A 15,473-nucleotide genomic window follows, 5' to 3' on the forward strand; every position below is an offset into this window, starting at 1 on the left:
GGGCCCCCACCCCGCGGACCCGGACGCCCCGCTCCCCACCGCATGGACAACGTTGTCTGCACGCTCGGGAGGTTCCCATGCATCTGCGCACTTCCGCCCGGCCACCGCACCACCGCCCGGCCGGGCGCGCCCGCCCCTTCCTGCTCGCCGCCGGCGGCTGCCTCGCGCTGTTGGCCGCGACACTGACGGGTGCGGCCGCCGCCGCGCCCGCCGCCCACGCGGCGACCGCCGCCGCGGTCACCGATGGCAACGCCCGCTTCGAGGTGCTCACCCCGACGCTGATCCGGCTGGAGTACGCCGGGGACGGCGCCTTCCAGGACGGCGCCACCTTCAACGCCGTCAACCGCTCCTTCACCCCGCCGTCGTACACCACCGACGTGACCTCCGACGGCTACCGGGAGATCAGGACGAGCGCGCTCACCCTGCGCTGGAAGGAGGGCAGCGGCCCCTTCACCTCGGACAACACCACCGTCACGCTGACCTCGACCGGCGTGCGGGCCGCGCCGTCGTTCCCGTCCTACTGCGCGCTCGCCACCGCCTGCCAGGCGGAAAACGCGCTGTTCACCGGACGCGCCGCGGTCGCGTACGACCACAGCGGCTCCACCGGGTCCGGCTTCGTCGCCGGCTACGAGGCCACCGGCAGCGGCATCACGACGGACGTGTCCGGGATCCCGGCGGCCGGCGCGTACCGGCTCCAGGTCCGCTACTCCAACGCGGCCGGCGGCACCGGCAGTCTGTCCACCCGGGTGGGCGGCGCGGCCGGGCCGGCGCTGAGCCTTGCGCCGACCTCCTCCTGGGACGCCTGGTCCACCGCGTCGGCCACCGTCCAACTGGCCGCGGGCACCAACGCGCTGGACATCGTGCAGAACAGCGGCGACACCGGCCGGGTCAACATCGACAGCATCGCCGTCACCCCGCTGTCCACCACCGGCTACCCCGCCGCGCGCACCGACCTGACCACCACCGGCTACGGCGCCGGACCCACCGACACCCTGGGCGGCTGGTCGCGCACCCTGGACAACCCCCGGACGCTGCCGGTGCCCGAGCACCCCGGCATCCTCGACCGGGACGGCTGGTACCTGCTCGACGACAGCCGCACCGCGCTGCTCGGCGCCGGACACACGGTCACCGACCGGCCCTCGCACGGCGGACAGCCGTACCAGGACGGATACTTCTTCGGCTACGGGCAGAACTACAAGCAGGGCCTGGCCGACCTCAACGCGCTGACCGGCGGCACCGATCTGCTGCCGCAGTCCGCGTACGGCGTCTGGTACTCGCGCTATTACGCCTACACCACCGCCGACTACGAGAACACGCTGCTGCCGGCCTTCCGCAGCGGGCAGACCCCGATCGACTGGCTGGTGGTCGACACCGACTGGAAGTCGCCCAGCCAGTGGAACGGCTGGAACTGGAACTCCGCGCTCTTCCCCGATCCGCAGGCCTTCCTCGACTGGACCAAGCAGCAGGGCCTGTCGGTGGCGATGAACATCCACCCGAGCATCAACGGCGACGACCCCGAGTTCGCCGCCGCCAACAGCCAGGCCGGCGGCCTCACCGTGGACAGCGGCAACACCTACCGCTTCGACTGGTCCAAGCCCGCGCAGCTGTCCGCGTATCTCGGCCTCCACCAGCCGTTCGAGCAGCAGGGCGTACGCGAGTGGTGGCTGGACTACTGCGGCGGCTGCGGCGGTTCGACCGCGAGCGACCCGCACGTCGCCCCTGACAATCTGATCAACCAGGCCTACGCCGACGACGCGGCCGCCAAGGGCCTGCGCGGCTTCTCCTTCGCCCGCCTCGGCGGCTCAGAACAGGGCGGCGACGACAGCAACTACGCGCTGGGTCCCTGGTCCGAGCGCCGCAGCACCATGCAGTTCACCGGTGACACCCCGGCCACCTGGGACATGCTCGGCTTCGAGGTGCGCTTCACCGCCGACGAGGCCGCCGCCGGACTGTCCAACGTCAGCCACGACATCGGCAGCTTCCACGGCGGCCACCTGCCCGACGACCTGTACGTGCGCTGGCTGCAGTTCGGCGCCTTCCAGCCGGTCGACCGGTTGCACTCCGACCACGGCGACCGGCTGCCCTGGAACTACACCGGGGCCGCGGCCGACGCCGCCGCGCAGGCGCTGCGGCTGCGCGAGTCCCTGGTGCCGTACACCTACACCCTGGCCCGGCAGGCCAACGCCACCGGGGTGCCGATCGTCCGGCCGATGTACCTCGACTATCCGGACCAGGACGCCGCCTACCACGCGTCCGGGCAGTACCTGTACGGCGACGACGTGCTGGTCGCGCCGATCACCACCGCGAACGACGCGTCGGGCAACGGCTCGTCGTCGGTGTGGGTGCCGCCGGGCACCTGGACGGACTACTTCACCGGCCGCTCGTACACCGGCCCGGCGACCGTCACGATCACCGACCCGCTGAACCAGATGCCGGTGCTGCTGAGGTCCGGCGGCATCCTGACCACCCGGGCCGACTACGCCCAGAACACCAGCAAGCCGCTGACCGCGCTGACCGTCAACGTGGCGGCGGGCGCGGACGGTTCGTTCTCGCTGTACTCCGACGCGGGGGAGGGCAGCGGCTGGACGTCGGGCCAGTCCTCGACCGCGCCGCTGTCCTGGAGCGACACCGCCCGCACCCTCACCATCGGTGCGCAGAGCGGCAGTTGGACCGGCGCCCCGACCTCGCGCTCGTACACGCTGCGGCTGTCGAACGCGAACGCGCCGACCGCGGTGAGCGTGGACGGCACCCAGGTGCCCGAGACCGACTGGTCGTGGAACCCCAACCGCCGCACCGTCACGGTGACCACCGCGGCGCTGCCGCTGAACTCCGCCCACACCGTGACCCTGACCGGCAGTGCGACCGCCAACCCGGCCACCGGCGAGGTGATCGGTGACGGCGGCGGCTGCCTGGACGTACGCGGCGGCACCGCCGCCGACGGCACCGCGCTGCAACTGTGGGGCTGCAATCACACCGGCGCCCAGCAGTTCGCGCTCCAGGCCGACAACACCCTGCGGGTGCTGGGCACCTGCGTGACCGCCGGCGGCACCGCCGACCGCACGCCGGTCGCCCTCGGCTCCTGCACCACCGGCTCCGCCGCGCAGACCTGGACCCACCGCAGCGACGGCAGCCTGCTCAACCCCGCCTCCGGCCGCTGCCTGGACGTGCCCGACGGCACCACGACGCCCGGCGCGGTGCAGCTCCAGATCTACGACTGCAACGGCACCGCCGCCCAGGCGTGGAAGCTGCCGCCCGGCCCGCTCGGCGGCCCCGGCGGACTGTGCGCCGACGTGGTCAACGCCGACCCCGCCTCGTCGACCCCGGTCCAGCTGTGGGGCTGCAACGGCACCGACGCCCAGCGCTGGTCGGCGCCCGGCGACAGCACGCTGCGCACCTTCGGCAAGTGCCTTGACGTCATGGGCGGCGGCACCGGCAACGGCACCCGGGTGCAGCTGTGGGACTGCAACGGCACCGGCGCGCAGACCTGGACCAGCCGGGCCGACGGCACCCTGTTCAACCCGCCCTCCGGCCGCTGCCTGGACGACAGCGGCAACCACCAGCAGCCCGGCGACGCGCTCCAGATCTACGACTGCAACGGCACCGCCGCCCAGGTCTTCCGCCTGGGCTGACCCCCGTCCATGCGACCTCGGTCCACGCCACACCCGCCCACGCGACCCCTGTTCACGCGATTCGCGAGGAGTTCGTCCGTGAAAACCCTGAGATCACTCCTGGCCGTCTTCGCCACCGTGGCGTCCTTGGCGGTGTCCGTACAGATCACGGCGGGCACGCCGGCCGCCGCCGCGACCAGCATCTGCAACAAGTACTGCGACACGCGCGACCCCGCGCTCAGCACGGGCGACCGCACCCCCGTGACCAGCACGCTGTTCTCCCGCACCTTCACCCTGCACTTCGACGACGCCGACGCGATGGGCTGGGCGTCGATCGACAACGGCAACCCGGGTGACGAGGTCTGGCTCGACCGGTCCTTCGACGGCGGCCGCACCTGGACGAACGGCAGCAAGCTCGGCGACACCTTCATCCCGTCCGGCTCCCGGGGCTGGCGCACCCTGATGTACAACGTGGACGACTGGAACGCCCTCGGCGTGGGCGCGCTGCGCGCCTGCGGCAAGGCCGGCGACCGCCCCGACATCACCTGCACCCCCTGGGCGCGGACCACCTGGAACGCCGCCGACCGGCGCCGGGCCGCCGCCACCGCGCTGATGATGTCGTACGACCGCGGCACCAAGCTCTTCGGCGGCAACGGCTGGTGGACCGCCGCCAACGCGCTGACCGCGATCATCGACAACATCCGCGACACCGGCATGCCCAGCTACACCTACGCGATCTCCCAGACCTACGACGCCAACCTGGGCGCCCAGGAGGGCAACTTCGCCAACAACTACCTGGACGACACCGGCTGGTGGGGCCTGGCCTGGGTGGACGCCTACGACCTGACCGGCGACAGCCGCTACCTCAACACCGCGCGCGCGGACGCCGACCACATGCAGGCGTACTGGGACGGCACGTGCGGCGGCGGCGTGTGGTGGAACGAGAGCCGCGGCTACAAGAACGCCATCACCAACGAGCTGTTCCTCCAGCTCAACGCGGCCCTGCACAACCGGATCGGCGGCGACACGGTGTACCTGGGCCGGGCGCAGAGCGAGTGGAACTGGTTCAAGGGCAGCGGCATGATCAACGGAAGCCACCTGATCAACGACGGCCTGACCAGCGCTTGCGCCAACAACGGCCAGCAGACCTGGACGTACAACCAGGGCGTGGTGCTGGGCGGCCTGACCGAGCTGAACCGGGCCACCGGCGACGCGAGCCTGCTGACCACCGCGCGCACCCTCGCCGACGCGTCCACGGTCGCGCTGTCCACCAATGGTGTGCTGCGCGAGCCCGGCGAGGGCGACGGCTGCACCGGCGACGGCCCCAGCTTCAAAGGCGCCTACGTCCGGGGCCTGGGCAGGCTCAACTCCCAGCTCTCCGACCACCCTTACGCCACCAAGCTCACCACCTGGGCGAACTCCGCCTACGCGAACGACCGCAACGCACTCGACCAGTACGGCCCGCACTGGGCGGGCGGCGCCGGCACGAGCGACTACGGCTGCCAGCAGAGCGCCCTCGACCTGCTGAACGCGGCGGACTGACGGCTCCGGTGGGGGCGGCTACGGTACCGCCGCCGCCCCCACCTGCCGAACCGGTCGCGTCGGTCAGCGGACCTGGCGGGTGGCCGGGATGCCGCCGGCCGGGTCGTCGCGGAGCAGCCAGACCGGGTTGGACAGCGCGATGACGTCCCCGGCGGGCGTGCGGACCTCGACCCGGACGAACCGCGGCGCGCTGGTGTCGACCTTCACGTCCACGTAGCCGCCCGCGAACTGTGACGCCGGGAGCTGGGCGAAGCTGGTGCCGGGCTCGGGAACGGACGGCCCGGCGCCGTCGACCGTGCCCTGCACGATCCGTACGACGCTGTCGGCGGGCAGACCGTCGGCCAGCACCCGGACGTTGCGGGTCAGGGCGCCGGACACGGTGACCGAGCCCATCGGGGCGGCGCCGTCCACGAGGAGGGCGAGCGTGCCGGCGAACAGCGCGGGGTTGCCGAAGAACACGTTGCCGGCCGCGAGCGCGGGGAGCAGGTCCGCCATCTCTCGGCTGCCGGCGTGCGCCCAGGTGACGAAGTTCGAGTCCTGGCCGAGCCAGTCCTGGCCCGAGTGGTCGTCGCTCACGCCGGTGCCGGTGAGGAAGAGCCCGTTGCGCGAGCAGACGTCCCACACCTGCGCGTGCCGGTCCAGGTCCACGCCGCCGCGGCTGGGGTAGCCGACCTCCAGGATGTCGCAGCCCATCGCGCGGTCGGCGAGCACCGACGCCGCCACCGAGGCGCGCATCGCGTCCTGCTGGGCCGAGGACAGCAGGGCCGGGTGCGAGGTGCCGAACGGGTGGTTGTACGAGGCCAGGCCGCCCGTCGCGTGGATCATGTCGACCACCGCGTAGGCGGCGTTCGGGTCCGGGTCGGCGGTCGGCGTCGGCTTGGCGAAGGAGGGCATGGTGATGCTCGGGCCGAACCAGTTCAGGTGGGTCGGCTTGACCAGCGAGACCTCCAGGCCCTGGTACTGCCGGACCGCGGGGAAGCGGTGCGCGTAGCCGCGCATCAGCTCGGCCTGCTTCTCCAGCGGCGCGTTCACCGTCCGCGGCGGCCGGGTGATCCGCAGCAGGTCGAACCAGCCCTCGGCCGGCCGTTCCTGCTCGCTGACCGCACCGAGGGTGAGGTTGAACATCGCGGCGTCGCGGGCGTCGATGTCCGGCCAGAACCGGTGCAGGTCCTCCTCGGGGTGCAGCTCGATCGTGTTCCACTGCCCCTGGCGGGCGGGCACCCGGATCACGCCGTCGATGCCGTGCCGCACGTGGGACCGGCTCTCGGTCCCGTCGATGACGTAGGTGAGCGTGTACTCGCCGGAGGGGCGGCCGTTGGTCGCCGGACGCCAGCTCGTCGTGAGCTTCACGGTGAGGTAGTTGTGCGGGGAGACCGCGGCGGGGAAGACGTCGACCGTGATCGTCTGGTCGTAGACGGACCGCTGGTCCACGGTGTTGGCGGCCGAGCCCTCGACGCCGACGGAGGCGCTGTCGGCGCCGGCGGACCGCGCGGTCAGGTGGACCGACCCGGGCACCGACGCGTCGGCCGGCGAGGCCATCGTCTTGTCCCACGCCACACTCGAGGCCGCGAGCTTCCCGGTGGTCTTCTCGGCCCAGGACCAGACGACCCCGTTGACGGTCTCGCTGGCGCCGTTCAGGTGGATCTCGTCCGGGTAGCCGTGCTCGGCCATGCGGAAGTCGTGCTCGGTCCACCACAGCACGTCGATGCCGGTCCTGGTGGCCTGGTCGAGGTGCGCCTGCATGGTGCCGGTGCCCTCGCTCCAGGAAGCGTGGATGTGCATGGCCATCGACACGATCCCGGGCGAGCGGCCGGTCCATGTCGCGCCGTCGGCCGGCGCCGTCTCGGCGCTCGCGGTCGGCTGCGGGCCCAGTGCCAGCCGGCCCGCGCTGAGCGCGGTGATCGCGGCGGCCGATTTCATCACGTCACGTCGTGTGGGTCTCACCATGCTCCAGTTCTTGCTCATTACATGCAGTTCCGCCAGGGATAACCGCACGAGATGAACCGGAAGCAGGCATTCCGCGTCGAGTGGACGAACACCGGGCACGCCGGAGACGGGGTACGAGGCGGGGCCCGGCCGTGGTGCGTCGGTCGGGCCCCGCCTCGTCGTGCCAGGTCGTCGTGCCAGGTCAGAGCATCTGGTCGGAGGTGGCCAGGGCCGGCCGGAGCCGGGCCTGGAGGACCACCTGCTGGAGTTCGGCGGTGCACATCATGTAGCCGTCGGGGGTCGGCAACTGTTCCAGGTAGTGGGCCAGGTCCGCGCCCAGTGAGAACACCCGCACCGGGGTACCCGCGGCGCGGGCGGACTCCACGACCCTGCGCACACCGTCCAGGACCGCCGGGTGCCGGGTCTGGTAGGAGCCGGCCACCAGGTGGTTGGTACGGTCCGCGGCCAGGTAGAACTGCACCAGGTCCTTGATGCCGACGAACAGCTCGCTGGCCCCCGCGGCGCAGATCGCCGGGGTGGCGTGCACCGCCGCGGGTGTCTCGATGAACACCGACAGCGGTACGTCGTCCGGCAGTTCCAGGTGCGCCCGCAGCTTCGTGTACTCCTCCTCGTCGTTGAGGAAGGGCACCGACAGGTGCACGCGGCGGGCCTCGTCGCCCAGCCGCCTGCGCAGCGAGCCGAGCATGGCGTGCAGCGCGTCCCGGTAGGCGGCCGACTCCAGCAGCCAGCGCGCGCCGTGCAGGCCCAGTTCGGGGTTGGGCTCGACCGCCACCGGGGCTGTCTCGGTCACGCCGGCGGCGTGGTCCGAGCGCAGGTCCAGCAGCCGCAGGACCAGCCGCTGGTCGGGCAGGAGCGCCTCGACCCAGGCGCACAGCCGGTCCGCGACGGCCTGTCCGTAGGCGGCGATGTCGGCGGGGCCGCCGTGCAGCGCGTCCAGCGGACGCAGCCCCGCCGCCAGGCAGAGGAACTCCTCGCGGATGAAGAACGACTCCACCCGCTTCGCCTCCGGCCCGGAGGAGTTGATCGTCTCGATGTCCTGCACGTCCGCGATGACCGCGCACGCCGAGCCGAGGTCGTCCGGCGAGGGATTGCCGCTGCCCATGACCAGGGCCTCGATGCCCGATTCGGACCCGAGCAGCACCGACTCGCTCTCCAGGTCCAGCGTCACCTCGCCGACCAGGCGGTCGAGATCCGCCTGGTCGACGCGGAGCACGGGAATTCCCCTGCCGCGGCAGAGGGACTGCATATGGCCGGTGAGTCCGCCCGCACCGCACACGACGGCACGCGCCACGACAATCGCGTCGTACAGACTCGCTTCGAGGGAAGGGGCGACGAGAATGGATCCCTCGACCGGATTTCTTGTGCTGTTGCAGATACCCCGTACTACACTCTGCGTGCCACCAGCCAATAGGAATCCTTGAATCCGTCGCCCGTTCAATTAGCCCTCCGGATTTTTAGGCGTTCGCTATCCCCAGTTGTTGACGCAATTGCCGTGGCGTCACGGAGACATCGGTGAGTCGTTCGACGGCGGCCCGGTTGACGACCACCCTCATCAGGAGGTCGTGCCGGGAAGCATCCAGCGGAGGGGTCGGGAGTTCGCCCAGGGTCCGAATACAGGCGTCCAGGCGGGAATCGAGCAGTTCCCGCTCTTTTCGCGCACGCGTGGCCAACCTCCGCACCTCCAGGACAACAGCCTCCTCGAATCCGGGCCGGGCCGCTTCCTCCGTATTGCCGCCGTGGCCGCGGTATTGAGCCATCACTGACCCCAAACCCTCGGGCCCCACTTCGGCGTCAGGCACCAGTTCCAGTTGCTCGACCGCCCGTGCGGCGACCGCGATTGACTGGTTCTTGATGGCGGCGAGATTGAAGGCGAACGCGCCGGTCCGGCCGTTGCGGACGATCTCGTCGCCCTCGCGCAGCACGCCGACCGCGGAGACCGGACCGGTCGGCTGCCCGTCGGCGCCCACCAGCGTGCCGTGTTCGTCGACCTCCACGCCGCGCCCGGTCCGCTCGTGCGGCACCGCGATCCCCTTGCGGACCAGATTGCGCCACAACGGCTGGCGGACCCGGTGGTAGTCCGCCTCCCGGCCGAAGTTGGACACCACCAGATCGGCCTCGACGGTGTGTTTCTCGCCCTGGCCGGCGACCGAGACCACCAGGCGCCCGGACTCGGTGGGTGTGATGGACTCCACACCGCCGACGAGCAGTCGCACCGGCCCGTCCGCGGAGTTCATCGCCCGCTCGATGACCGACATCGTGTACTCCATGGCGCCGACCCGCAGTGCCGCGAGCGCGGTGCCGAACTCGTTCAGCATGCCGCGCAGTTCCTGGGTCGGAATCTGCTCGATGGCCTCCGGGAGATAGGGCTCCCACGCCTTGGTCACCCGCTCCGCGAGGATCACCGGGTCGACATCGGGGTGTTCCCGGGTCACCATCGCGCACGCCGTTTCCCATTCGGCCCGCACCCGGCCGAGGAATTCCTCGCGGTTCCGGTACGGCTCCAGCAGCGTCGTCGGACAGGGCAGCCGTATCACTCCGTGTTCATGGCCGCCGGGATAGGTCCGGAAGATGGTCCCGCTCTTGGAGATCAGATGGATCCGCCCGGTGTGGCCCTGGCGGATGAGGAGGCTCGCCGCGTCGTAGGCGCTCAGCACCGACCCGACGATGGCGACGCTCGCTTCCGGCGGGAGCGCCTCCATCGTGCGGATGCCCGAAGCGGAGTACGGGTTCCGCACGAAGGCCGGGTGATCGAGCACCTCGGCGGCGAAGGCCGGTTCCCTGAGTTCGAGACCGGTCGCGAGGATCACGTGGTCGGCGGACATCACGGTCCGCGCCGAATCCGAATCCGAAGCGGGCTCCGGGTCCGGCCCGGGCTCGTAGCCGGTCCCCTCGTGCCCGTCGACGTGACACACGGTCACATCGACTCCGCCGGCACGTAATTCCATGTCGACCGCCTCGCCGTCCGCTTCCACGAGGACGACGCCGGGGAATGCCTCCCGCTGCGCCTCGGCCAGCCGGTCGATCAGGTAGTCCTGGAAGATCCGCCGGGGCGCCGGGCCCTGCTCGACGAATTCGAGCGCGTCCCAGGGCGCCGGCCAGTCCTGGCGGTCGGCCTCGCCGTTGGCCCAGCGGATGAAGTCGTGGACGTCCTCCCGGAACACCGACATCCGGCCCGCCTGGATGTTGAACACGTGGTCCCAGGGGTTGCCGTCGCGGTGGTAGGCGACGCCGGCCGACCGGTAATCGGGTCGCCGCTCGAGCAGGACGACCTCGAGCGGCTTGCGTGCGCAGCGGAGCAGTCGAATCGCGGTGGCGGTGCCTGCCAGGCCCGCCCCGATTATGAGCACTCTTGGGCGGGTGCCCGTTCGACTCATGGTGAAGCCTCCCCGTGGAGCGATGAGAACCCGGCGCCGCTGTCCGGCGCCGGGCCCAGGGCTGCTGCTGACGGAATGTGACTCCGTATCGTTGGAAGCGCTGTCCAAACTGAGATGATCCGTCCTTTTCCGAAACGGATCGGGGGACAGATCGCCGGCACATGCGGGCGCGCTATTCCCCGCGCACAAGGCTAGTGCTTTGACCGGCGGCGTTGCTCGTGTTGGGGGTCAGAGTTCCGCTGCCGTTCGGATAACCGGGACATCGGATTCGGCCCGCGGGGAGGCGTCGTGGCCGAATCGACGGCGGATCGGGGAAATTGCCCGAACGGGGGAGCGCCAATGGGGCGCATGGGTGCGCGGGGGAAGCACGCGCAGCGCGGGAAGTGCGGGAAGCGCGCGGAGCGCGCGAAGTCGGATGCGGGTGGACACGGAGCGCTACGGTGGCGCGGTCCTGCCCGCGGCGGCCGGAGTGACCGGGCGGCTGTGCACCGCCCGGTCGTCTCTACGGCGCGGGTCCCTCCCCGGCGGTCGCCGGTCCGGCTGGTCACGCCGCCCGGGAGGGGGTGTCCCGACGAGGGTCAGGCCAGGGCGGGGGCGGCCGGGAGGTCGAGGTCGGTCCGGGCCAGGTGGTTGAAGTAGTTGGTGTACAGGTTCACCGCCACGTGCGCGAACACCTCGGTGAGTTCGACGTCGGTCCAGCCGGCGGCCAGGGCCTTGTCCCAGGTGGCGTCGGAGACCTCGCCGACCTCGCCGGCGACCTCCCGCGCGACCTCGAGGAGCGCGGCCAGCTTCGACTCCACGTCGGCGTCACCGCGGCGGATCGCCACGGTCTCCTCCTCGGTGAAGCCGGCGGCCTTCGCGCCCACCGTGTGCGCCGCCTGGCAGTACGAGCAATCGTCCACCGCGCCGACGGCCAGCGCGATCGCCTCACGCGTACGGGCGTCGAAGGTGCCGTGCTCGGCGATGGCGCCCTGGATCGCGGTGTACGTCGCCAGGACCACCGGCGAATGGGCCATCCCGCCGTGGATGTTGAGCACCTTCCCGAACTTCTTCTCCAGGGTGCGCAGGTTCTGCTCGCTCGCCGCGGGAGCGTTGTCGACGGTGTGAACGGGAATCCGGGGCATGCGAATGCCTCTCCTCGTAGTGATGGACGTTCCTCGCCATCCGTAGTGTGCCGGAGCGCCGATCCCGGTGAGACCTTGTCACATGCTCTTCCGCCGGCAGGTGGAGCCGTTCCGGTTCCGGTCCCGCGGCGGCGGTCACGCGGCGTCGTGGAAGACCAGGCCGAGGGTGTGCCGGCGGCCGGAGCGGACGGTGCTCACGCCGTGCCGCATGGGGCCGTTCGACCAGCCCCGCTTGCTCGCGACCGGCCGGTCGCGGGTGGTGAAGACCAGGCCGTGCCCCTGCGGGAGGACGGTGGCCGAGCCGCGGGTCTGGGCGCGCGGGCGCTGCTCTGTCATCAGGAACTCCCCGCCGGTGTAGTCGACTCCGGGCGCGTCGAGGCCGATGACGACCTGGAGCGGGAAGAGCATGTCGCCGAACACGTCGCGGTGCAGGGCGTTCCAGTCGCCGGGGCCGTACCGCAGCAGGATCTGCGCGGACCTGGCCTGCCCGGCCGCGTGGCACATCGCCACCCACTCCTCCAAGCGGTCGGGCCACGGCGCGGGCCTGCCCAGCCGCTCGGCCCACTCCCGGGCGACGGGCAGCAGCCGCGGATAGAACGCCTCGCGCAACTCCCGCACCACCTCCGGCAGTTCATGGGTGAAATACCGGTACTCGCCGGACCCGAAGCGGTGGCGGGCCATGTCCACGGTGGTACGGAAGTGCGCGGGCTCGTCGTACAGGGCCGCGATGTCCCGGCACTCGGCCGGGGTGAGCAGCCCGCCGGTGAGCGCGTTCCCGTGTACGTCGAGCTCGCCGGCCAGCGCGGCCCAGTCGGTGCCGGCGACCCGGTCGGCCACCGGCCGCGCGGACAGGATGGTGTCGGTCATACGACCACTGTGCGGCCTGCGGACCCGCCCGTCCGGCGGAAATCGGACGTCGCGCTGCCCCCCTGCGGGATGGCCTACAGGGCGATCAGCCCCACGGCCGTCAGCCGAAAGCCGCAGGCCTCGTCGGATCCCGCTCTTTCCGGCCCCGCTGGTCCCATCGTTTCCGTCGCCATGGGCGCACGCCAATGCCCGGGGTTGCCGGAACGGCAACGGATTTCGCACCGGTGGCCGTGCGGGCCCCATGATCGCCGGTGACGGCCGGGGCCGGGCGGAGCCCGAGCGGGTCCGGCCGGGTGAAGGTGACGGATTCGTGCGCGACGCCCCCGGAGGAAGCGATGCGGCAGACAACGGCACAGAGCAGCACACCGGCCACCGCCGGAGGCCGTACGCACCGGCTGGTGCCGGCACCGGCCGGGCGGATCCACGTGGTCGAGCAGGGGAGCGGGCCGCTGGTGCTGCTCGTGCACGGGTTTCCGGAGTCCTGGTATTCGTGGCGGCACCAACTGCCCGCGCTGGCCGCCGCCGGCTACCGGGCGGCGGCGATCGACGTACGCGGCTACGGGCGTTCCTCCCGGCCCGCGGCGGCGGACGCGTACCGGCTGCTGGAGCTGGTCGAGGACAACGCCGCCGTGGTCGAGGCGCTGGGGGAGCGGTCCGCAGTGATCGTCGGCCACGACTGGGGCGCGACCATCGCCGCGACCTCCGCTCTGGTGCGGCCCGACGTCTTCCGCGCGGTCGGGCTGCTGAGCGTGCCGTACACCCCGCCCGGCGGCCCCCGGCCGAGCGAGATCTTCGCCGGCATGGGCGGCGACGAGGAGTTCTACGTCTCCTACTTCCAGGAGCCCGGCCGAGCCGAGGCGGAGATCGAGCCCGACGTGCGCGGCTGGCTCGCCGGCTTCTACGCCGCCCTGTCCGCGGACACCATGCCCGCCCCCGGCACCCCCGACCCGCACTTCGTCGCGCCGGGCGGCACCCTGTGCGCCCGTTTCCCCGCAGGCCCCCGCCCGGCCTGGCTCGGCGAGGACGATCTCGACGTCTACGCCGGGGAGTTCGAACGCACCGGCCTGACCGGCGCGCTGAACCGCTACCGCGCGATGGACCGCGACTGGTCCGACCTCGCCCCCTACCGCGGCGCCCCGATCACCCAGCCCTCCCTGTTCCTCGGCGGCAGCCAGGACGCCTCCACCACCTGGTTGGCCGAAGCGATCACCGCCTTCCCCACCACCATGCCCGCCCTCGCCGCCGCCACGATCCTGGACGGCTGCGGCCACTGGCTCCAGCAGGAACGCCCCGCCGAAACCAACGGCCACCTCACCACCTGGCTCGCTTCCCTCCCCGCCGAGTAAGGCCGGGGCCGCCGGCACCGTTTGCGAACAGGAGAGGTCTCCGTTACTGTCGAGCGGAGGCGGAGATCTCTCCGTTTTTCGTGTGCGGTCGTCACGGCGGAGATCCCCTTGCCCACACCACAGACCCCCCTCCGCTCCGGCTTCGGAGCGGCGTCCACCACCTCCGAGGTCATCGCGGGCATCGACCTGAGCGGCCGCACCGCGATCGTCACGGGCGGCTACTCCGGGCTCGGCCGCCAGACGGTCCGCACCTTCACCGCCGCGGGCGCGCAGGTCGTGGTCCCGGCGCGCGACGTGCCCCGGGCCGAGGCACGGCTCGCCGGGATCGACGGCGTGCAGGTGTGGCCGATGGACCTGCTCGACCCCGCGTCGATCGACGCCTTCGCGGACCGTTTCCTGGCCACCGGCCTGCCCCTGCACCTGCTGGTGAACAGCGCCGGCATCATGGCGGCGCCCCTGACCCGGGACGCCCGCGGGTTCGAGTCGCAGTTCGCCACCAACCACCTCGGCCACTTCCTGCTCACGGCACGGCTGTGGCTCGCGCTGGCGGCCGCGGACGGAGCGCGCGTGGTGCAGGTCTCCTCGCTCGGACACCGCTATTCCCCGGTGCTGTTCGACGATCCGGGCTTCGAGCGGCACCCGTACGACCCCTGGGCCGGCTACGGCCAGTCGAAGACGGCGAACATCCTGTTCGCCCTGGCCCTCGACGAGCGGGGGCAGGCCAGCGGCGTGCGCGCCTTCTCCTGCCACCCGGGCAGCATCGCCGGCACCGGACTGGAGAAGCACGTGCCGCCGGAGATGCTCGTCGCGGCCGGCGTCATCAACGCCGACGGCACGCCCGTCCTGGACCCCGCGCGCGGCCTGAAGACCCCCGAGCAGGGCGCCGCGACCCTCGTCTGGGCCGCGACCAGCCCGGCACTGGCCGGCCTGGGCGGCGTGTACTGCGAGAACTGCGACATCGCCCCCGTCGCGCCCCGACTCACCGGCGAAACGACGATGGCCGACGGCGGCCGGCTCTCCGGCGTCCAGGCCTACGCGGTCGACCCGGACGCCGCCGACCGCCTGTGGTCGCTCAGCGAGCAGCTGCTCGGCATCACCTTCAGCACGAACCGCACGAACCGCACGAACCGCTGAAAGGCGCAAGGCACAGACTCCTACCGCACGCTGGGCCGCCCGCGAGCTGGGCGTCGGAGTGCTCGCCTACAGCCCGCTGGCCAGCGGGGTGCTCTCCGGCAAGTACTCCCGCGAGCAGCGCAATCCCGAGGGCTCGGGGCGCGGCGCGCTCGCCCAGGCCCAGCTCGGCGACCGGACGTTCGCGATCATCGACGTCCTGCACCGCGTGGCCGCCGACCTCGGCTGCGGTGTCGCCGCGGCCGCGCTCGCCTGGGTACGGCAGCAGCCGGCGCTGACCTCGACCATCGTCGGGGCCCCGTCCCTGGCCCAACTGGAGGCGAACGTCGGCTCGTTGGCGGTGACGCTGCCGGACGACGCGCTCCGGGAGCTCGACGAGGTCAGTACCCCCGATCTGAACTACCCGTTCCCGTGGCTGGCCACGATCGCCACCCCGCTGCAGCAGGCCGGGGCCGAGATCAACGGGGTCGGCGCGACCGACTACCGCCGGGAGCGGTGAGCCCGGAGCCGTAGCCCTGCTCGCCGCCCCGGAAT

10 protein-coding genes are annotated in these 15,473 nt (G+C 71.9%); 5 read left to right on the forward strand and 5 right to left on the reverse strand.

Annotated features, from left to right (window positions below):
- The first annotated feature begins 77 nt into the window (after nt 1-77).
- Together ITX44_RS32855 and ITX44_RS32860 are read left to right on the forward strand one after the other, a co-directional pair.
- Entirely contained in the window at nt 78-3,629 is a 3,552-nt protein-coding gene (locus ITX44_RS32855) for a ricin-type beta-trefoil lectin domain protein (RefSeq protein WP_205362085.1), read from the forward strand.
- A gap of 78 nt (nt 3,630-3,707) precedes the next feature.
- A complete protein-coding gene (locus ITX44_RS32860) occupies nt 3,708-5,150 on the forward strand; it encodes a glycoside hydrolase family 76 protein (protein ID WP_372441061.1) in 1,443 nt (480 codons plus the stop codon).
- Nucleotides 5,151-5,213: 63 nt separating this feature from the next.
- Here ITX44_RS32860 and ITX44_RS32865 read toward each other — a convergent pair whose 3' ends face one another.
- From ITX44_RS32865 to ITX44_RS32885, 5 genes are all read right to left on the reverse strand, one after another.
- A complete protein-coding gene (locus tag ITX44_RS32865) occupies nt 5,214-7,097 on the reverse strand; it encodes a CehA/McbA family metallohydrolase domain-containing protein (protein ID WP_205362088.1) in 1,884 nt (627 codons plus the stop codon).
- A gap of 181 nt (nt 7,098-7,278) precedes the next feature.
- On the reverse strand, nt 7,279-8,535 hold the full coding sequence (locus tag ITX44_RS32870; protein WP_205362090.1) for a putative PEP-binding protein: 1,257 nt from the start codon (nt 8,533-8,535) through the stop codon (nt 7,279-7,281).
- 16 nt (nt 8,536-8,551) lie between these two features.
- Nucleotides 8,552-10,471 carry an FAD/NAD(P)-binding protein gene (locus tag ITX44_RS32875; RefSeq protein ID WP_205362091.1) on the reverse strand — a complete coding sequence of 640 codons (1,920 nt, stop codon included), beginning with the start codon at nt 10,469-10,471 and terminating at the stop codon, nt 8,552-8,554.
- 578 nt (nt 10,472-11,049) lie between these two features.
- Nucleotides 11,050-11,595, reverse strand: a complete 546-nt coding sequence (locus ITX44_RS32880) for a carboxymuconolactone decarboxylase family protein (protein WP_205362092.1) — start codon at nt 11,593-11,595, stop codon at nt 11,050-11,052.
- A gap of 135 nt (nt 11,596-11,730) precedes the next feature.
- Nucleotides 11,731-12,462, reverse strand: coding sequence for a 2OG-Fe(II) oxygenase (locus ITX44_RS32885; protein WP_205362093.1), 732 nt, complete (start codon nt 12,460-12,462; stop codon nt 11,731-11,733).
- A gap of 335 nt (nt 12,463-12,797) precedes the next feature.
- On the opposite strand from ITX44_RS32885, the gene ITX44_RS32890 reads away from it, so the two are divergent.
- The 3 genes from ITX44_RS32890 to ITX44_RS32900 all read left to right on the forward strand — a co-directional run bounded on the left by ITX44_RS32890 (nt 12,798) and on the right by ITX44_RS32900 (nt 15,438).
- Nucleotides 12,798-13,808 carry an alpha/beta fold hydrolase gene (locus tag ITX44_RS32890; RefSeq protein WP_205362094.1) on the forward strand — a complete coding sequence of 337 codons (1,011 nt, stop codon included), beginning with the start codon at nt 12,798-12,800 and terminating at the stop codon, nt 13,806-13,808.
- A gap of 108 nt (nt 13,809-13,916) precedes the next feature.
- The gene (locus ITX44_RS32895) at nt 13,917-14,942 is read left to right on the forward strand and encodes an oxidoreductase (protein ID WP_205362095.1); all 1,026 of its coding nucleotides are present in this window, start codon (nt 13,917-13,919) and stop codon (nt 14,940-14,942) included.
- Between the two features lie 46 nt (nt 14,943-14,988).
- Entirely contained in the window at nt 14,989-15,438 is a 450-nt protein-coding gene (locus ITX44_RS32900; protein ID WP_372441063.1) for an aldo/keto reductase, read from the forward strand.
- Nucleotides 15,439-15,473: the final 35 nt, after the last annotated feature.

Origin of the sequence: Actinacidiphila acididurans (assembly GCF_016918855.1) — a bacterium.
Taxonomy (GTDB): domain Bacteria; phylum Actinomycetota; class Actinomycetes; order Streptomycetales; family Streptomycetaceae; genus Actinacidiphila; species Actinacidiphila acididurans.